The sequence below is a fragment of the Treponema paraluiscuniculi Cuniculi A genome, from assembly GCF_000217655.1.
GTDB lineage: Bacteria > Spirochaetota > Spirochaetia > Treponematales > Treponemataceae > Treponema > Treponema pallidum.
In genome coordinates, this window is the sequence record NC_015714.1 from 957,394 (window position 1) to 977,510 (window position 20,117).

14 protein-coding genes are annotated in these 20,117 nt (G+C 54.6%); all 14 read right to left on the minus strand.

What is annotated here, in order from left to right; all coding sequences use genetic code 11:
- Nucleotides 1–2: 2 nt before the first annotated feature.
- Nucleotides 3–443, minus strand: coding sequence for a dUTP diphosphatase (gene dut, locus TPCCA_RS04340; protein WP_010882328.1), 441 nt, complete (start codon nt 441–443; stop codon nt 3–5).
- The gene (gene pnp, locus TPCCA_RS04345) at nt 440–2,548 is read right to left on the minus strand and encodes a polyribonucleotide nucleotidyltransferase (RefSeq protein WP_013945462.1); all 2,109 of its coding nucleotides are present in this window, start codon (nt 2,546–2,548) and stop codon (nt 440–442) included. The genes dut and pnp overlap by 4 nt, the downstream gene beginning before the upstream one ends.
- 147 nt (nt 2,549–2,695) lie before the next feature.
- Nucleotides 2,696–2,965 (minus strand): 30S ribosomal protein S15, encoded by a 270-nt coding sequence (gene rpsO / locus TPCCA_RS04350; RefSeq protein WP_010882330.1) that lies wholly within the window; start codon nt 2,963–2,965, stop codon nt 2,696–2,698.
- 15 nt (nt 2,966–2,980) lie between these two features.
- On the minus strand, nt 2,981–3,808 hold the full coding sequence (locus TPCCA_RS04355; RefSeq protein WP_013945463.1) for an FAD synthetase family protein: 828 nt from the start codon (nt 3,806–3,808) through the stop codon (nt 2,981–2,983).
- A gap of 3 nt (nt 3,809–3,811) precedes the next feature.
- Complete coding sequence (gene truB / locus TPCCA_RS04360; protein ID WP_013945464.1) at nt 3,812–4,912, minus strand: tRNA pseudouridine(55) synthase TruB; 1,101 nt, start codon at nt 4,910–4,912, stop codon at nt 3,812–3,814.
- Nucleotides 4,890–5,270: a 30S ribosome-binding factor RbfA gene (gene rbfA / locus TPCCA_RS04365; protein ID WP_010882333.1), complete on the minus strand. Its 381-nt coding sequence runs from the start codon at nt 5,268–5,270 to the stop codon at nt 4,890–4,892. The genes truB and rbfA overlap by 23 nt, the downstream gene beginning before the upstream one ends.
- On the minus strand, nt 5,267–7,795 hold the full coding sequence (gene infB, locus TPCCA_RS04370; protein ID WP_215904590.1) for a translation initiation factor IF-2: 2,529 nt from the start codon (nt 7,793–7,795) through the stop codon (nt 5,267–5,269). Before infB ends, rbfA begins: the two co-directional genes overlap by 4 nt.
- A gap of 175 nt (nt 7,796–7,970) precedes the next feature.
- Entirely contained in the window at nt 7,971–9,428 is a 1,458-nt protein-coding gene (gene nusA / locus TPCCA_RS04375; protein WP_013945466.1) for a transcription termination factor NusA, read from the minus strand.
- 49 nt (nt 9,429–9,477) lie between these two features.
- Entirely contained in the window at nt 9,478–9,948 is a 471-nt protein-coding gene (gene rimP / locus TPCCA_RS04380; protein ID WP_013945467.1) for a ribosome maturation factor RimP, read from the minus strand.
- Nucleotides 9,949–10,121: 173 nt separating this feature from the next.
- Nucleotides 10,122–11,144: an NYN domain-containing protein gene (locus TPCCA_RS04385; protein WP_013945468.1), complete on the minus strand. Its 1,023-nt coding sequence runs from the start codon at nt 11,142–11,144 to the stop codon at nt 10,122–10,124.
- 6 nt (nt 11,145–11,150) lie between these two features.
- Nucleotides 11,151–11,678 carry a DUF302 domain-containing protein gene (locus TPCCA_RS04390; protein ID WP_049774996.1) on the minus strand — a complete coding sequence of 176 codons (528 nt, stop codon included), beginning with the start codon at nt 11,676–11,678 and terminating at the stop codon, nt 11,151–11,153.
- A 174-nt stretch (nt 11,679–11,852) separates the two neighbouring features.
- The gene (gene msp / locus TPCCA_RS04395) at nt 11,853–13,322 is read right to left on the minus strand and encodes a major outer sheath protein Msp (RefSeq protein WP_167315811.1); all 1,470 of its coding nucleotides are present in this window, start codon (nt 13,320–13,322) and stop codon (nt 11,853–11,855) included.
- 59 nt (nt 13,323–13,381) lie between these two features.
- A complete protein-coding gene (locus TPCCA_RS04400; RefSeq protein WP_013945471.1) occupies nt 13,382–17,134 on the minus strand; it encodes a UvrD-helicase domain-containing protein in 3,753 nt (1,250 codons plus the stop codon).
- Nucleotides 17,131–20,091, minus strand: a complete 2,961-nt coding sequence (locus tag TPCCA_RS04405) for a PD-(D/E)XK nuclease family protein (RefSeq protein ID WP_013945472.1) — start codon at nt 20,089–20,091, stop codon at nt 17,131–17,133. The genes TPCCA_RS04400 and TPCCA_RS04405 overlap by 4 nt, the downstream gene beginning before the upstream one ends.
- Nucleotides 20,092–20,117: the final 26 nt, after the last annotated feature.

Below are 20,117 nucleotides of genomic sequence, written 5' to 3' on the forward strand. Positions count from 1 at the left end.
AACTACAGAACCCCTGTGGATCCGTACCCTCCTTTTCCCCGTTCAGTCAGCGAGATACTACCGGAGCGCACATATTCAACACGGAGCACAGAAGAAATCACCGCCTGCGCGATACGATCTCCATGGGAGACTACGAAAGCAGCCAGCCCAAGGTTGACAAGCAACACGCGTATTTCCCCCCGGTAGTCAGCGTCTATCGTTCCCGGGGAATTTAAAACCGTCACTCCGTATTCGAGTGCTAACCCAGAGCGGGGACGAATTTGCATCTCCAACCCCACAGGAAGCTCCACACAAACACCCGTGGGGACGAGAACCCGGCCCAGGGGATGAACCTCAAGCGGTCCTCCGGGAAGAAAGGCCCGCAAATCGGCTCCACTTGAGCCTAACGTCTGGTACTCGGGAAAAGAAGCTCCCGGATACACGACAGCTCGCACACGGATCATTTCGTCGTGTCCAGACCTCCAGACTTCCCCTCAAGAGCATCGATATAGGAAAGATTCAAACGACCCATCCTGTCGATATCAATCAACTTCACACATATCCGCTGACCCTCTTGCAGCACATCGCTGACTTTGGACACGCGGCTGCGCGACAGCTTTGAAACGTGGCAGAGTCCTTCCTTCCCTGGAAAGATCTCCACAAAAGCACCGAACTCTACGATTCGTTTCACTACACCCTGATACACCCTCCCTACCCGAGGATCTTCAGTAAGGCCCACCACGGCGACCTTTGCGTCGAAAACGGACTGCGCATCCCTTCCGGAGACGGTTACGGTACCGTCACTATCAGTGTTGATAGTCACCCGATACTGGTCAGAAAGCGACTTAACGGTTTTCCCCCCAGGACCGATGAGCGCGCCGATTTTTTCAACCGCTATTTCAAAACTCTCAATATGCGGCGCATAGCGAGAAATGTGCACGCTCGGTGCGCTGATTGTCTGATTCATGACAGAAAGAATATGGAGCCTACCTACACGAGCTTGCTCCAAAGCCTCCTTCATCAGAGACGCAGACACCGCCTCTACCTTCACATCCATCTGAAAACCGGTAATGCCGTCACACGTACCCGCTACCTTGAAATCCATATCACCGAGATGGTCCTCCTCACCCAAAATATCCGAAAGAATCGCATATCGCACGCCATCGGTGATGAGCCCCATCGCGATCCCCGCAACAGGCTTTTTGATTGGGACCCCTGCATGGAGAAGAGAAAGCGTCCCTGAGCACACAGTCGCCATGGAGGAAGATCCATTCGACTCCAAAATTTCTGAAACCACACGCACGGTGTAAGGAAACTGTTCTGGATCCGGAATGACTGCCGAGAGGGAACGATGCGCTAGACACCCGTGCCCAATCTCCCTCCGACCAACCCCCATTCTCCCTACTTCCCCCACTGAAAAAGGAGGAAAATTATAGTGAAGGATAAAATTCTCCCGTCTATCCCCTTCGATGTCGTCGTACACTTGCCCGTCCGACATAGTACCGAGCGTGACCACCGCGAGCGATTGAGTCTCCCCCCGGGTAAACACCGCAGACCCATGCGGACGCGGCAACACCCCGACCTCACAGGCGATGGGTCGAATGGCATCAATGGCACGGCCATCGATGCGCAAACCCCTGTCAAGAATGTTCAGCCGTAGTATCTCATACTCCATCTCGTGGAACAACGCGTCGAACAACCTGCGCTGCACATCGTTCTCAAGCTGAGCAGCATACTGCTGTGCAACATCACGCTTCACCGCGTCGCAGGCACTGCGCCGCTCACCCTTCCCCTGTGCATACAAAGCCTGCGCAAGACGCGGATAGGCGAGCTCATAAATACGATCGCGACCTACAAGCTGCGCAGAAGAAGGAATAACCGTCTGTTTCTCCTTGCCACACAGTCCACGCAGACGCTCCTGCATATCGCAAAGGGCTTTAATATGCTCTTGTGCCTGTTCGAGCGCGCCGAGCATGAGGTCCTCAGACACCTCTCGCGCACCACCTTCCACCATGGTAATGCCCTGCCTAGTGCCTGCAACGACAACCTCCATACTGGCGGCATCAATCTGAGAAAAGGTAGGATTAATAACATAGGAACCGTTCAGATATGCAACGCGGACTGCAGCAACCGGTCCATGGAAGGGGATATCCGAAAGAGTAACGGCAGCTGAACTGGCAACAATAGCCAAGACGTCATGAGGATGGACCATATCCGACGATATGCACGTAGGGACAACGTGTATATCACGTCCAAACTCCTTTTCAAAGAGCGGCCGCATCGGACGATCAATGAGGCGCGAAATGAGAATCTCTCTGTCTTTCGGACGGCCTTCACGCTTGATGAAGCCGCCAGGCATCTTTCCCACCGCATAATACTTTTCGTTGAAGTCAACAGTGAGCGGGACATAGTCGAGCCCTTCCTGTCGCTGAGCAGAGGAGCATACGGTCGCGAGAATCGCCGTACCTTCACACTGTAAATACACGGACCCGTTCGCTTGCCGCGCCAGATACCCACTTTCAAGGAGAAGGGGGTGGTCCCCAATAGTGCCGGTTATGCTGTGTTTCATACGTTTCCTAAGAACAGAATGTATCGCAGGCCGCACCAAGCCCTGGCACAGCCACCTGCGAAGCTAGACAAAGAAAGCAGAACGGACAACCGTCCTATGCACAACCCCTCGGCGGCACGCACTGCGAAGCTTCCCCATGCAAAGCCCCTACTTCCTCAAACCGAGGCTTTTGACAAGCGAACGATACGCCCCCATACTCACGCGCCGGGAATACCTCAACAGGCGACGACGACGCCCCACCAGAACGAGCAACCCCCGGTTGCTACTTTTATCCTTCGGATGAACTTTACAGTGGTCAGTCAACTGCCTAATCCTCTCAGTGAGAAGAGCGATCTGCACACTCGAAGATCCTGTATCCTTTTCTCCTGAGCCGTACTGCTGCACTACCGAAGCAGTACGTTCCTTTGTCAGTGCCATTCTCCTTCTCCTTTCCTACTCGAACTCGATAGAGTCAAGCGCCTCCCGCCCACGCGACAGCGCCTCGGTACCGAGCCTCAGCTGCACGAGAGAGGAACCCACACTAAGCTGCGCACGCAGACCCACCCCACTCCCCTGTACAAGGCGTACCGCATACTCGCCCTCAGGTGGAAGCGTCTGACTCACACGCCCACGCTCGGCGCACAACGTGCGGGCACACCCCCCGCTCTGCTGCCAGGGAATTACCTCCCCGTCAAGCGAAAACGCACGCCCCAGCAGACGCCGCGCGCTCTCAAAGTCTGCGCAGCGCACCGCACGGCGTACTGCGCTCGAACTCACCCGAACTCCCTCGAGAGTGTAGTGACCCACCGCGTCGCAGACAAAGCTATGCGCATCACCAAGCCGACGCAGCTCACGGACCCCGGTGTCCAGCCCATGTCCACACCGAAAGTCGACACCAACCGCGAGGTAGCACACCCTCACTGCACGCAACAGGGTGTTGAAGAAGACACCACCCGGGATTCTAGCAAAATCCTTGGAAAAGTCAATGAGTACGACGAAATCAAAGCCGCGCGCACGAAAATAACGGAGTCGCAAACGCAGCGTTGACAGATCCCCCTCGTAAGAAGAGGTTTTGTGCTTCCTGGGAGGATGAGTAAAGGTGATCAGCCCGGTGCACCGCGCCCGATCGGCCACAGGAGCGCACGCAGCGGCAAACACCTTATCGAAGAGAAAAGCATGTCCCCGGTGAGGACCGTCAAACCCCCCCACCGATATTGCTGCTCCCCGATCACACGCTATACATGCACCCTCCTGCAACTGAGACCAACGAAAAATGCGCACGCCTCACTCCGTACAAAATACCGTATCATACGAAAACCCATTCGCCGCTTTCCTTATTAATCCAAGACAGCGACCCTCGGAAAACACCAACGCACGTTCCCCGGACCTTCGCGTACCAAACGACTGGAACCAACATGCGCGTATTCTTTCCCCATGCAAAAACCGCGACGCATACTGCGCATGCACTGAACACGCCGTAAGTCCAATACGATTCGCAAAGTCCACATCACAGCTAACCACTGCCTGTTTAATCTCACGCACCGTCAAGTCTTCACACCCAACAGAGACTGAATCGGTTGCCACGCCGCCTGAGGACGGAGGCGGTGGAGCACCCACATCAAAGCAAGCGGCACCGCAAGACGCACGCTCTTTGCCCCATGTCCAGGACCCGAGACGAGACACACCCGCCGCCTGTGCAAGATCAAAGGGTCCAATGCGTGTTCTCCGTAAATGTGAAACATACGCGCAAGAGCCGCAAGCGGCTGCTATGTCGCGCGCAAGTGCACGCACGTAGAAGCCTGCCGAACAACGTACGTACAGCGTTACAGCACGCACGCGCGTCAGATCAAGATCAGCAATCGCAGCCCCCCTCCCCGCCTGCGTCTTTTGGAATTCACCCAGATCCGCCTCGCAACCTAGTACCTGCAAGTCAAAGACGAACACACGCCGAGCCTTCATGCACACTGCTTCCCCACGCCGCACCCGGTCGGACGCACGCACACCTCCGAATTTTAGCGCCGAATATTCAGGCGGCACCTGATCAATACTCCCAGTGAAGTGAGGCAGCGCCGCACGTACGCGCGCAAATGTTGGGAACAAGGAGCACCGCACGACAGCCCCCTCCGGATCTAGAGTGTCTGTTTGTACCCCAAACTGGATGCGAGCCTCGTAACTCTTTTCCAAGCGAGTCATCACCGGCGCGAGTTTGGTAAAGCCCCCTACCAAAAGCAACAGCAACCCATCAGCAAAGCGATCAAGCGTCCCCGTATGCCCTACCTTTTTTACTCCCAGAAGACGCCTGACCTGTGCCAGTGCCGCAAAACTCGTAAGACCGGAAACCTTTGCGAAAGGAACAATAGCGTCAGGCATGCTCAGTCTGCACACCGCCGGATTCTAACCGATCTATTTTTCTCGAAAGAGAAAATCCATCCCTCACACTCTCGTCATACACAAAGCTAAGACGCGGACACTGCCGCAGACGGAGTTTCTTAGCCAAGACAGAGCGAATAAAACCTGCCGCGCTTTCTAAGCCTTGCACTCCCTGCTTCGTTTTGTACTTACCCATAAAACTCGACACATATACCCGCGCACAGACCATCCCCCCAGACACATCCACCCAATTCACAGAGAGAAAGGGAGAAACACGTGGATCCTTTATTTTGCCGAGCATAATAAGCTGCGCTATTTCTGCGCGGATATGCTCCCCCAATTTGCGCACCCTTAACTGACTTACCTGTTTCATCCCTGTAAGCGCGCCGCATCGGAAAGAGCGGCATCCTTCAGTTTCCTCGACACCTCCTTCATCTCCGTGCATTCAAGCCGATCACGCTCCCGAAAATCAAAATAATTTTCAACTCCAACCCCACACTCAAAGCCGCTGTGTACCTCTTTCACATCATCCTTTTCTCTCCGCAATGAGGAAACCTTCCCCGAATGCAGGACAATCCCATCGCGCACAACGTGAACAATGGCGTTCCTCTTCATTACCCCTTCAAGCACATATACTCCTGCAACGCTTCCCACTTTGGGAATCTTGAACACCTTGCGCACCTCCGCCGAACCGAGCACTACCTCTTTGAGGGATGGTTTGAGCATACCCTCCATAGCTCGCTCCATCTCCTCCACCGCCTGGTAGATGACAGTATACTTTTTGATTTCCACTCTTTCCCTTTCCGCAAGAACCGCAGCCTGGGGAGTGGGACGTACATTAAAACCAACAATGGTCACATTTGAATCAGCAGCTGCGAGCATAACATCAGAATCATTTATCGCACCAACCGACGAATGAATGACACGCAACTGCACCTCATCGGTAGAAAGTTTTTCAAGCGATTGCTTGAGCGCTTCAACCGATCCTTGTACGTCCCCCTTAATAATAACCTTGAACTCCGAAACCGAACCCTTCTCGATGGACTCGTACAGCTTATCAAGAGTCATCCTTTTCACGTTGCGCGCATCTTCGTAACGCCTCAACTCCTGACGCTTAAGCGAAATTTGCCGTGCAATACGCTCAGAATCCGTAACCTGAAAAGGATCACCCGCATTGGGCATTCCCTCAAGCCCTAAAATTTCAACGGGCATACTAGGAGTCGCCTCCTGAATCTTCTCCCCTTGATCATTAAAAATTGCCCGCACACGCCCTGAGTACACACCTGCAACGTACGTGTCACCAACACGAAGCACCCCACGACGCACGATAACGCTCGCGACAATCCCTCGCCCGTGATCAATCCTAGACTCTATAATGCGCCCTTCTGCACAACACCCGTAATTTGCACGAAGCTCCATCACCTCCGCCTGCAGCATGATGGCATCTAGCAACAGATCTAACCCAATACCTTGCAGCGCAGAAATACTCACGTACATGGTATCACCACCCCACTCCTCTGGAGCTAAGCCAAGCTCAGCAAGGCGCGTCATGACCTTATTCGGGTTTGCATCCGCACGGTCAATCTTGTTGATTGCAACAATAATGGGAACCTTCGAAGCCTTTGCGTGATTGATCGCTTCGATCGTCTGGGGCATTACCCCATCGTCTGCAGCTACGATGAGCACCACAATATCGGTAATTTCTGCTCCACGCGCGCGCATCATGGTAAAAGCTTCGTGACCTGGCGTATCCAAAAAGGTAATTGAGCCTTTCGGAGTAGAGACTGCATAAGCACCAATATGCTGCGTGATACCGCCAAACTCCCCCTCAGCAACGCGCGTACTTCTGATGGCATCGAGCGTTTTAGTTTTTCCGTGATCAACATGTCCCATAACAGTCACTACTGGCGGACGTGCGCGGAGCACCGCATGCTCGTCACCTACACTTTCGATAATTGTTTCATCGTAAAGACTGACAATCCTTACCTCACACCCGTACTCAGAAGCAAGAATCGTGGCGGTGTCCGCATCGATAGACTGATTCATGGTAACCATCATGCCCATGCCAAAAAGCTTACCGATAAGCTCTGAGGCTTCTAAATTCATCTTCTTTGCGAGATCTGCAACCGAAACGGACTCCATGATCTCAACAGAGCGCGGGACCGCCGCAAGCTTTTCCTTATTTTTCTTCTTCTGCTGGAGAAGCTTTTCTTCCAGTTCAAGACGATCCTTATGCTGATACTGATATGTCTGCTGCTTTCTGCCCCGGAAAGACCTTTTGTTCTGGGCAGGCTTACCAGCACCTACTTGCAGGGGCGCCGGCCCTCTTGGACCCGAACCAACACGTCCAGCCGGCCGAGCCGGACCTCTCACTGCGGGCCGATACCCACCCGTGGACCCACGACTGAAATCGCGAGCAAACGGACGGCCCTCTCCACGCCGCACACCACCTGCGTTAGCACGCGCTTGAGTACCAGAAAACCCATCGCTGCGCTGACGGTCACTGCGGCTAAACCGAGAAAGGCGCGCGCCAGATGCAAGGTTTCCTGCCTTTCGGTTAGGGCGTGCCGCAGAGTCATCAAGCACGAAAACCCCACCTACACGCTTAGTGATTACCCGCTTAGCTCCCCCACCCCTTGCTTCCTCCACCGTTTTGCTGGCAACAGGAACGCCTATAACCCCCGGAGTACGGGCACCGGGAACCTGTGCAGACGCAGCGTTCTGCACAGCGCCACACGAGGCAGATACACCACGCGCAAGGCCATCCTCCCGAATGTCAAGGAAACCTTGCTTTTTATCTTCGGGCGCGGCAGAAATAGTCGCCTGACTCGCGTCGCCCGGCGTGCGATTTTCATCCGCGCACGACACACGCCGCGCAGCAGTAACTTTGGCAACCACTTTCTTTGCGCGCACTTTGATTGTCTTCTTTATTACGAGTCTTTTCTCCTTTACGTCAACATCCGCCCGTGTACGAGAGGTAGTTTGACCAGACGTCACCGGTGAACGCACAGCCTGCTCACTAGCAACACGGGAAGTGTCTTTAGGCGTATTGTCTCGTAGGGTCATAGCTCTCCTATTCCTCGTTCTCTTCGTATTCAAACTCAAAGCTGAGGCCAATACCACAGTGAGGACACTCACTCATGTCAGTAGTAATGCGCACCCCACACTCAGGACACTGCAACGCCTGATCCTCATCACCACCAGTCCCGGGAGAAGATGTAACTGAAGCCTCCTCCCCCTCCTCGACAACTTCAAAATTCTCCTCAATGGCGGCGAGCAATTCTTGTACGTGCGCCTCGTCCATGCCCTCAAGCGCACGCAAGCCTTCCTCGCCCAAATCTACCAAAGTCTGTACGTCTTGGATACCGTTGTCCTGCAGAATCTTAATGAGCTCCGGCGTAAATCCCACGTATGAAGAAAACTCAGACTCTTCTTGATAATCGTTATCAAAAAGATTTTCTGCCGCACGACGCGTGTCAGTGTACACATCCATCTCTTCAAACTGACTCTCTGTCTTCACATCGATATTCCAGTCCACAAGCCGATTCGCTAAACGCACGTTCAAACCTTGCTTTCCTATCGCGATAGACAGCTGGCTTTCAGCAACAATGGCAAGTGCAGAACGCTTCTCCTCATCAAGTACCACGACGTTCAGCACCTCAGCAGGAGAAAGCGCATTTTTGATGAAAATAACTGGATCCGGAGAATACTCAAGCACATCTATCTTCTCGTCATTCAATTCTTTAATAACCATGCGGATGCGTATGCCCCGAGGACCTACGCAGGCACCAACAGGATCCACATCATCACGCCTACTGGTGACGGCGATCTTTGTACGGTACCCTGGCTCCCGCACTATTTTTGCCACCTCAACAATACCGTCGTAGATCTCCGGCACCTCCACGGCGAGCAGCTCTTTTACAAAAGCAGAGTCAGTTCGTGAAAGAATGAGCTGGACAACGCTCGACTTTGGATGTTTGCGCACCTCACGCACAAGCGACTTAATGCGGTCGTTTTGACGATAATCATCCTGGGGCAGCTGGTGCGACTTTGGCATCAGGCCCTCAACTTTTCCTAGGTCAACGTAGATATGCTCGTTTCGCGCGCGTTGGTAGTAGCCAACGATAATCTCTCCTTCTTTGCTCTTGTACTCAGCATACAGAGCGTCCTTTTGAATCTCTCTGCTCAGCTCAGTGATACGCTGGACGGCAGCCTGCACAGATCCACGCTTAAAATCTTCGGACTCAAGCTCCACCAGCAATTCGCTATCTAAAGAAGTAGTGGGATCAAGCTCAAGTGCCGTAGACAAATCCACTTCCGAGACGCGGTCGTACACCTCTTCAACCACGCGCTTGCGCGCATAGATACACACCCGCTCCTCACCAAAGGTAACGACGGCGTTTTCATCTGTCTTAAATGTAGTCTTATAAGCGGCCTTCAGTGTTTGCTCGACGATTTTAAAGGCAAAGTCTTCATCAAGCCCCTTCTCCTGCGCATACTTTCTAATGTCATCGTTACTGACGCCGAACATAGGCGGCTCCTTAGGCGATTTTGGGCGAAGGTGCAGACCAAAAGCCCTTTCAAGCGCGGACTGCAGGATGTAACTGCGCTTTTGTTAGCTGAACATACGGGACAGTGACGGGCACTCCGCCGGCGGTCAGGGTAAGGCAAGTCTCATCCGCAAACGCAAGAGTCCCAACCTGAAACTGCCCCGTGCAAAACCAGACCTTCACAGTCTCCCCTAAAAAGATGGGAAACTCCGCGGCGTTGCGAATAACCCGCTCCCCGGGGGAGCCGACTTCAAGAAAAACAGTGCGCACACCACCGAGAGCCTGAAGGCGCGGCACCAGTATTCGATGAACGCGCGCGCACACGTCGAGCGTCACTCCCCCTGCGCTGTAAATAACGGCACGCGCCCTTCCCTGAGCCTTCTGCACACGCCGAGAAACAGCGGAAACGCTCCACTGCAGATCGACAAGGGCACACCCGAGCGACCTCACAACCTCAGCGCAGCTTTCAAAGGATCCCAGCGTATTAGGACTGAAGTTCACGCACGCACCCCTCGCGGGGCTCACTCTAGCATGTTTAAAACTCTCACACAAGGGCCCACAAAAATGAGGATACGCCCGCTACACACTACGCGGGCCTCGGTTACTGTGAGGGTGCTAACGCACTCGGGCGGCACCTCCGCACCACGCCGGTGCACGTTACAGACTCCCGTCTGCTAGCCGGCCACCCGTTTCACCACGAGTACGTCGGCAGCGCGCCCCTGACGCTCTTCATCACTTTTACCCTGATCGTTGGGCATACGAAACACAGAGAAGCTGACCGTTGTACCTTCAGGCAAGGCAGCAGCACGACACTCACGCTTGAGATTGCTGTACACAAAACGAAAATCACCAAGCTCTTCATGACTGATAACACCCCACCGATCACGCTCACGAAAACGTTTGATAACACCGTAGAGCACCGTGCGCTTGTGGGCACCACGCACTGCACGCACCCAATAATTAGGAGGAATACGTCGGTCAGACTGCACCTCAAAAAGCTCAGGAAGAGCCTCCACCATTTCCCGCAGGGTACTATGATTGTAAGAACGAGGGTCGAACTCAGGTTTTGTGATGCGCAGCGACTTTCCTAAATTTGAAAGGCTCACCCAGCCTTCTTCGGTCATGCGCGAGTTTCTGTAAGCGTGCGCAACGAGCTTCCCTAAGTCAAAACCCCCAGTATCCTCTTCAACGGCATCGACCCCTGCACCAGGAACTGCAGCAGCATCCGACTCAGTATGAAACGCAAACCCCGCGCTCAGGCCAAAGTGCTCAGTTTCAATATTTTCGATGTACTTAAATTCGTTGCACGCAGAAACCCAAATCTCACGCGCGTTTCGTTTTCCAATACCGAGCACGTACAGACCGTACTCCCGCAGCTTGAGCGCAAGACTGTAATAATCAGAATCGGTAGAAGCGATGCACACGGCGTTAATAGCCCGATTATTGTTCGCGAGCTCTATAGCCTCCATGATAATGGTATTATCAGTGGCGTTATCCCCGTACCGAAACTGCTGCACTGGTCGGATAGGAATTTTCGTGAGCAGCCCCTTCCACCCATTCATGTTAGGGGTAGTCCAGTCACCGTAGACACGGCGAACGTGGATATCACCTTCTTTAGACACTTCACCGACGATTCCCTCAAGGAATTTAGGGGAGATATTGTCTCCATCGATGAGCAACGCAAATTTCTTTTCCAAAACGTCCTACTCTGCGAGGGTTTTCTTGACGATGGACTCTACTAACTCGATGGCCTGATCCATATCAGAAAGCTCCACATAGCTATCCATCAGTCCACGCGTATTATGGAACGACACGCGCGTCTTCCCGCGCACATCGGTAACCATAAGGTACAGAGGAACACGAAGAAGAAAGTAAGGATCCTCGAGCATGAGGGGCGTGCCAATTTTAGGTAAGCCCACCACCATAAGCTTTGCAGGCTGTATATCCAAGTTCTGTTTGTGGGCTGCCTCGCGGTAGTCAACAATACCAAAGACGCTAAAGCCCTGCGTGCGCAAAGCGCTCTCCAAAAGCTGCATAGTGCGATCGAAGGGGTAGCGGCTGGTGATCGTCATACGCACCCCCGGCCGCGTGTTGGAGGTTGACCCGGCTGCGCTTGAAGTGCAGGCAACAAGCCCTCCTAAAAGGAGCACTCCCAGGGAAGCAACCTTTCCCCACACTCCCGCGCATATTCCCAGCACCGGGCCGACCGCCCACCACTTCAATTGTTTCATACCCAGCCTACCCCCGCTGCGTGTCATGCCCGGCCAGATATGCGCCGGCGCAAAAATTCCACGTATCGGGTCATATATGACCCGATACGTGGAATTTTTGCATACCTTCCGAAGGGGCGAATCTGACCTACCTGGTCAGATTCGCCCCTTCGGAAAGAAAAGAACAATACATCTCTACCAAATCAAGCGACATGCCCCTACGAATTGCCAACGCTCCGTCACGTTCTTCTCTATCACTACATTGCTGTTCTCTTGTAGCTTGCCTTGCTCCCAGCTCAGCCGAACCTCCACCTTCTCTAACGGACTGACCACTACCCCACACTCGTAATACCCACAATATTCCTTGCTCCACTTCGTAGGAACAGCAGGAGCAGCAGGGGGCGTGGCCTTTTTGTTCGTACCGCCGTACAAATTTGCATACACTTTTACCCAACCATACTCACCCATGTCATGACAATACGAACCCCAGACTTTCCCATACACCGGGAAGTTGATGTTGGCTGCGGCTTGGGCTTGGGTGAAGGCGTTCCAATGGACGGGCATGTACACGCGTGCTTCGACGCCGGCGTTCAGGCCGGTGAGCAGGTGGGTGTAGGGGTCACCGCTTTTGGTTTCGAGCTTGATATAAGTAGCACAGTCGTGCGTCTGCATGTCCATGTTTCTAGCGAGAAAGACATCTTTAAACACATTGCTGGCCTTCGATGCGAAATATCCTCCCGCCGAGAACCAACGATATCCCAACGTCAACAACGCATCTGCGGCTTGGGCTTGGGCTCGGACGTTTCTCTTATGCCCCACGTCTGTAGCAACCAGTGCACACATACCCCAAAGCTTCATACTCACTTTAGCCCCGACATCCCATAAGATGTCTGGGGCTCGGGGTAGGGCATAGTCGCCAGAAAGCGTGGAATTGCCGGTGAGCTCAACTTTAATGTATTCCGTCCCGCCATCTTCACGCGTACGCTCCCAGCCGAACAAAATGTCTCCCCCCAATCCATACTTGCTGTGGTTTGCTCCTGCTTGGACGACGCCCTTGCTGTCTTTGCCCTCCCAGTCGGTGTTAGACGCAAACTTAAACGCAATATCAAACGTGAGCCCCGTGCCGCCTATGTCAGTCTGTTTATACCCTAACTTTCCCCCGGCTCCCTCAAACCCCGGCTCATACACCGGCTTATCTCCCCTAGACTTATAATCCCCATTTGCGGTCCACGGCTCCCACAAAACAGCAAACGTTGACTTGAAATCAGGATTTTTCCCAATGGTCAGGTAGGCCCCATAACAGTGCAGGGTTGCCTCTATCGTCTTTACAGAACCCTTCGTTTCAAACTTTGCACCACCATTTGACTCTAAACTCAACTTTAACGCTTCAACATTAATTTCCGCATAAACATTCCCCTCACCGCGGTACTTGAAATCCTTCTTTGCCACAATGGGGAACACAATCTTAAAATCAGTAGTAGTCTTAAATCCATGCTTGAGGGCTCCGGCGCTACCATCTTCGGATGCAATGCCCCAGGCCAGCTCCGCATAGCCTTCAATATCCGGGGTGAACGAAACCTGAGCCCACAGCTGGGGGGGCACCACCAGAACCACAACAAAAAGGAAAATGAGGGGAATCCGCCTGTACCCTACTCGCTGATACACCACTTTCCCCCAATGCCGAAATACATTGCTCCACTTCGTACCAGGCAGTGTCAGGTGTGTCAATCATTCAGAATCCGGAACTGCGTTTTTTTTTTCAGAAAATGAGATTCTAACGCTTCCAAAGAAAACTCATGCCCGGTTCGGAGGTAATACAGAAAGGCCGCCACCGGGTGGTCCGGGAAGAGATCCTGCACCGCACGCACATAGTGCTGCAACTGGGGGAGATAACGCGCCGGGTGCTCTTCGTAATCGGTTTTATAGTCCACAAGGTGCCACACCCCATTGGAAAGGAAGAGGAGATCAATGGTACCGGCTCGGTACTCCGCTCCATGTGGGGGTTTCGTATTATCTGGAGTGCGAGTGAGAAAGGAAAACTCCGCAAAACGCTGGTGAGCAGGGGCTGCCAGGGCTCGGTAGCCCAAGGGGGAGTGAAGAAAGCAGGCCACAAGGCGTGCCGCGGGGGAATCAACACGTTGTACGCTATGGAGTGCAACGGTCGGCGCCGGGGACTGGAAAACCTGCGCCAAAAGCTCATGCACGTGCGTGCCAAACTCCACGCCACGGGGGGACTGCGGGGTCGAGGGCGAAGGAGAAGCGGAAGCCGAGTTTTTCTTACGCCCCACGTCTGTAGCAACCAGTGCCGTCACCGGCTGAACAAGACGGGGATAATAATGGGGTGCGCGAACAGGCACTGCAGCGTACCAATCCCGAGGGGCGGATGCTTGCGGCGCGCTTTGGCGAGCTGACACGGTGAGGGCGCGCTGATACGCCTGAGGGCGCGACAGCGGCAGACACTCATCAAACGACACCGGTGCGGGCACCACAGAGGGGGAAGGATGGGGGGGAAGGGGGGCTGCATGCATAAGCGCAGGGAGCAGCTCTGAAAAGAAAGAGAGGGAGGCAGGTGGCTCACTCCCGTCACCAGAGGGGAGCAGGGAGCAGACGTGCGCCAACGACCGAGAAACGGCAGCAGCAGGATGCCCGTCAGAAATAGGCAGTACCCCGCTGACAATCACGTGGCACTCAGCCCGCGTGAAAGCCACATAGAGCACGCGTCGCAGCTCCGCGCGGTACGCCCGGGCGCGCGTGTCCTGTTCCTGCACAAAGATCGGATGCACCCCATCAGGGTGAGGCAAAAATCGGGGAATGTATCCGTACGGGGAGTGTACCGCGCCTACGCGCGCGGCCACGCGCGGTCCAGAACTCCCCGCGTCCGGCACACACACAATTGGAAACTCAAGCCCCTTACTTTTGTGCACGCTCATAATCTGCACTGCCCCGCCGTACGCGCGGTCCGTGCAAGGCAGCTCCAGCTCCTCTACCCGCTCCTGGGCAGACAGACACGCATCTACAAAATCTAAAAATTCTCCTATCCCCTTTCCCTGCCGATCTGCCCGCCGCGCAAGCTCAAACGCATAGTCGTATATCACATGGTACGGACGCGCCAGGGTGTCTTGCGCAAGCAGCGTTCCATACGCCTCGGTGTACCACAGATAGGTCAGCAACTCGGTATTCGTCGCCAGGAGCCGCACCTGCTCCTGCACGCGCGCAAAAAAGTCCGCGCCCGCACGTACACACCGCGCCGCAGGCGCCGATAACTCCGCAGGGATATACGAAAAAGGGGCGTCGGGGGGTGCGGGTGGGAGCAGCAGCAGAGAAAGCGTGTCGTCATCGACCCGTACAAACGGACCGCGGAGCACTTGCGCGTACACATACCGATCGGCAGGCTCGAGCACTAAACGCAGCGGGGCAAGGAGATCAGACAGCGGCGCATCGCAAAACATACCCCGCGTTTGAAGCGACGTGTACGGAATACCCCACAGACGCAGCGCGCGCTCGTACCGCGCCTGCTTGTCTGCAGAACGCAACAGAATCACTACGTCCGCCCACGTGCACGCGCGCGGCGCCTCCCCCTTGTGGCGCACCAGGGTGCCGCCGTCCACCATGGCACGGATAGCACGCGCAAGCGCCCACGCTTCTGTCTCCTGCGCCGATAGAGAATCCTCCGAGTCCTCAGACGCGCCTGTCCTCCCTGCTTGAGGGGTTGGGCGCGCAGCTGAGTGCTGCGCTTCGTGCTCCGGTCTGGAGAAACGGTGACGATCCACTCCAATCACCCGAAACTGCGGCTCAATACCGGCAGTACACCGGGCCGGCTGCATATACTGAAACCTAACCTCGTACCCGTTCTCGGCAGACTCAGACGGTCCACGCAAAATATGTGAAAACAGTATGTTGAGGCGCTCAAGGAGCGCCGCTTCTGTTCGGTAATTGATACGCAACGTCTGAAGTGTGGGTTGCAGCTCCGCAGCTTTTTTGTTCGTACCGCCTGTACGTGCTGGAAGTTCCTGCTGGGCTGTGCCACTGACCTGCGGGGTGAGTACGCCTGCCAGAGACCGAAATACCCGCACATCCGCACCCCGGAACGCATAAATCGACTGCTTTTCATCTCCCACAAAAAACAACTTGTGTGCGCACAACGCATGTGCAGAAGGGAGGAAGTGCGCGGTGCGCGCTTCGTGCTCGGCAAGAAAAAAAAGGAGTTCCTTCTGGAGGGCATTGTTATCTTGAAACTCGTCAATCATGAACGCATCGATACCCCGCTTGTAAGAAACGCGTATTTCCGGATACTGACGTAACACCTGCACCGCAAGATGCGCCACATCGGCGTGACTGAGACAATTCCGTTCCCGTTTTTGCCGGATAAAACGCGCCTGCAGACGCTCGAGCAACGAGCTAAGTGCCGCAAGGAACGGTACCTGCACAAAAAACGCGTGCAGCCGTTCCATTTGCGGTACAAGTTGAAGACGCAGCTGCTTTACTTGTGCTTTTATCGCCTGTGCTGCACCCGCGCGCCCCCCTAAATTACCCTTCAGACAAAAAAGCGTTTTTACCGCCGCACAATACCGCAGGCAATCGTGTGCAGCGCGCCGCGCTCCCTCATCAGGGTCAGACACAGAAAACTCATCAGGTTTAGCTGCATATTCCTCGTACCCACGTGCCAAAAACGCGTCGGCAATCGCATCTGCTTCTGCAGCCGGCGTGTAGGAAAAGGCGGCATCCTGCGCCGCAAACAGCGCAACGCAGCGCGCAATGAGCGCATTCTGCGCATCTGCCTCTTGCATATGGTGCCGAATGGCGTGCAATGCCGCGTGTATATCGCAGAGCACCGTTTTTAATAACCTACGCGCTGTAGCAATTTGATGCGCAAGCCCTGCACGAAAGTCACAGGGCTGTGCAAGTATGCCGTGATCCTGCAAGGGAATAAAAAAAAGTTCTCGCACGCAGTCTTCGGCGTGTTCCCGCTGCAAAAAATGCAGTACCACTGGATGTTCCCGATGCTCAAGAAAAAAATCTTCTGCACACTCGTGTGCCAGCGCGCGGTTCTCTTCCTCACTGAGAGAAAAATCAGGCGCGATACCGAAAAAGCGCGCGCCTACCCGCGCAATTTCGTGCGAAAAGGCATCTAACGTCATAATGCGCGCTTCCCCAAACCGCGCAAGCGCCTCACGCGCACGCAGCAGATACGCTTCGTGCTCCGGCTGGGGCTGCGCAGACGCACTCCGTACACACAGACGGAGGTCCTCATAAATTCTGCGCGCCATTTCCATGGCCGCCTTTCTGGTAAAGGTGAGCACCACAATCCGTTCAACCGGAATTGCCCGCTCCACAACCAGGTGTATATACCGCGCGCTAATAACCTTCGTCTTACCCGAACCTGCACCTGCGGTAACAACTGCATTATGCGAAGAAAAAACTGCACGCCGCTGCTCTGCATTCAAACTTTGAAAAAAAGAAAAAAGAAAATCAGTCACGACGCCCCACGCACCACATACGAGGTACGACACACCGGCGCAAAACGACACGAGGCACATTCAAGCCAGGTGACATACGGCGCTTTGGCAAAGCATTCCTGGCGCACCGCCTTCGAAAAAACTGCCACTGACTGCTCAAAGCGCTGCATAACCGCCTGAAACTGTACGGTATCTACCCCACGCTTTGCACCCACATCCACCTGCCCGTTCGAAACAATAACCTTAAAATCTCTCTTTCTCACGTCTAAAAAAAAAGCGTGCGTCACGGTATACCCCGCCTGCTCCAACAGATACACATACATAGGTATTTGAAAATCAGACAACCGACCTTTCTTTTCACAATCTGTGTAATCAGAAAGCGCAGGGAGCGCCCCGGTCTTGTAATCTAACACTGCAAGCGACCGCGCGTCCGGACTGCACGAAATGCGATCCACCAACCCCGTGTAGAAACACTGCGTATCGGTAAACTCAAACGCTTTCTCAGTACGTACCACGCGCCAGCCGTCAAGCCGCTGCGCATCAAACTGCAATACAAACTCCACCATGTGCCGGATGCGCGCGCTCAGCGCCGCGCGCAACGCCCACACAAGCGGACCGGCATGCACCGCACGCTCAGAAAAGACTTGCTCAATCGCTTCTTGCGTCCACAAACGGTAGCGTTCCATGTGCGCAGAAAAAAAACACTCGTCCTCGCACGCAATTCTATTGTACAGCCGCTCGAGTACTACATGACTAAAAACCCCCAACACGCGCGGATCCACTAAACGCGGCCTTCGAGAAAGCGGCGCCACGTCCAACACACGCTCGAGAAACCAAGCAGCCGGACACCGAAAAAAAAGATTAAGATCGGTTTGACTCACCTTGACCGCCGCATGATGAAAATGACGCGCATGGAGTACTGCAGTCAGCGGTGGGAGCGCCTGCGCAAAGGAGTCACGTATGTACGAACGCCCCGCTGCAGGGATAAGAGACGCCGCTTTCCGTAAACGCTCCTGTTGTGTTTTGTATAATGACGAAGGCACCGGTGCGCCCTGTGCGTACAGGTCCTGCTCTGCCTGCAGCGCGTCTTCCTCGTAGGGCACCGCAGGATACTGAGGCACCGCGTCACCAGTTTCAGATGCACAGTCCGCTGGGGACGGTGTTTGACTTGCCCTCCCCGTCAGGGTGGGGGACACAGGCGGATGCACATTTGAAAAAAAACGATTCGGGCGCTGCACCCCTGAAAACGCCTGCACAGAACAGGAAAAATACACCGTCTGTGCCGTCGCGTACGCAGATAAGAAAGCCTCTGTTACGTCTTCATCTTCAAAACCAAATGCCGCACGCACATCCGCGCGCAAAAAGGTACCTCGCTGATACCGCACGCTACTCGCTTCGTGCGACACGTTTATCACAAAGTGATGCAAAAAGGGCGCAGCTGCCGCAACCCGATAGGGAAAAATCGCCAGTCCCACCCCTGCACGCACCGGCACATACATCTGCTGTGCCAATTGCTGTACAAAAAAACTATATGGATCCGGTGGCACCACGTGTGCAAAGCGCCGCTCAAGCGCCGCTAACTCCTGCAAAACACAGACGCACCGCGCCATCACCGCATCGTCTTCCCCAGCACTGCAAGACGCAAACGCAGACGATGCTATCTCCTCTTCTGCACCAGACGTGTGCGCTGACGCGGGGAGCAAACAAGCGGCACGAAACGCACCGTAGGCCTTTTGCATCCGTACGAAACTACGCGCCTCAACCAACGCGCGCGCAAAACGTAACAGCGTCAGAAAAAATCGCTGCGCACGCTGCTGGTGCTGTCGCTCCTGTTCTGTGCGCTCACAGTGGAGCGCAAATGCCTGGAGCCACACGTTGCAATACGTGCCGCTCTGCTTCCATGAACGAATGCACGCCTGCTGCAATCCGTACTGCACCACAGCCTGTGCCCCTTGGGGGTCCGCCCAGCGAATATGCGGATTCAAAAGCAGCGCCCGCACGCTTTTGAGCGTGCCATGACTGCGCACAAACTCTCGAAGCTGGGAAAACATCCTCCCTGCCGGATGAGCACCAAGACAAAAACCTGCCCGCACCTCAGGCTCAATGTCACGCAGACGAAACTCACGCTCCACATATGGCTGCAGTTCTTCTAAATTTGCCACCGAAACTGCTATCTGCGACACAGGCGTTCCCGTGCGCAACAACCTCTCTACCTGGAGCGCAACGGCAGTAATTTCCTCACGTACATTCGAAAAACAACACAACGGCGTATCCTGCCGAAAGGGAGGAACCGGAAGAAAGGTGAGTACTCCCGCAGTGGCGCGCGCCGCTTCTTGCAATACCGGTGCATACTCTGCAAAGTCTTGCATCAGCTGCGGGTATACAATGACATACGTGTTCCCCTGCGCACAAAACTGCGGCGTATCCCAGGAAGGTTCAAAGAGTGCATGCGCGCGGAGAAATTGCTCATAGTGCGCTTTCAGCGTTTGTAAATCTTGCGCCTCCGCACTCTGCGCATACGCGCGCGCGTCGCGGCCATCAAACGTATTACGCGATACCGCATCTTTTGGAGGCATGCAGTGCGATTCAACGCGCCGTTGCCACGATCCAAGTTGAGGGAGTATACGGGCAAGCCACTGCACAAACACTGCACCGTCTTGCGCATATGCCGGAGGAATAAGGTTGCAAAAAAGTGCGCGCCCCTCTGCAGCCTGCCGCGCATTGCGCTGCACCACAGAGTGTGCAAATAAAAGACGAAGCGGTTCGGAAATAGGTGTACGGTGCGCACACGGCGCACATTGAAAACATCGTTTTTTAAACTCGTCCCAAGAAAGACACAACTGCCCCGGAACCGTACGCACACCAAGCAGAGAAAGACTTTGCCGCAGCCACCCCTGGGCAACGATACGCGAAGGGAAAACAAAAAGACGCCTATAGGGCGTGCGGACAGTTTTTATACATGCTTCGATTTCCGTCACTCCATGCTCCGTGCCTTACCCGAAGG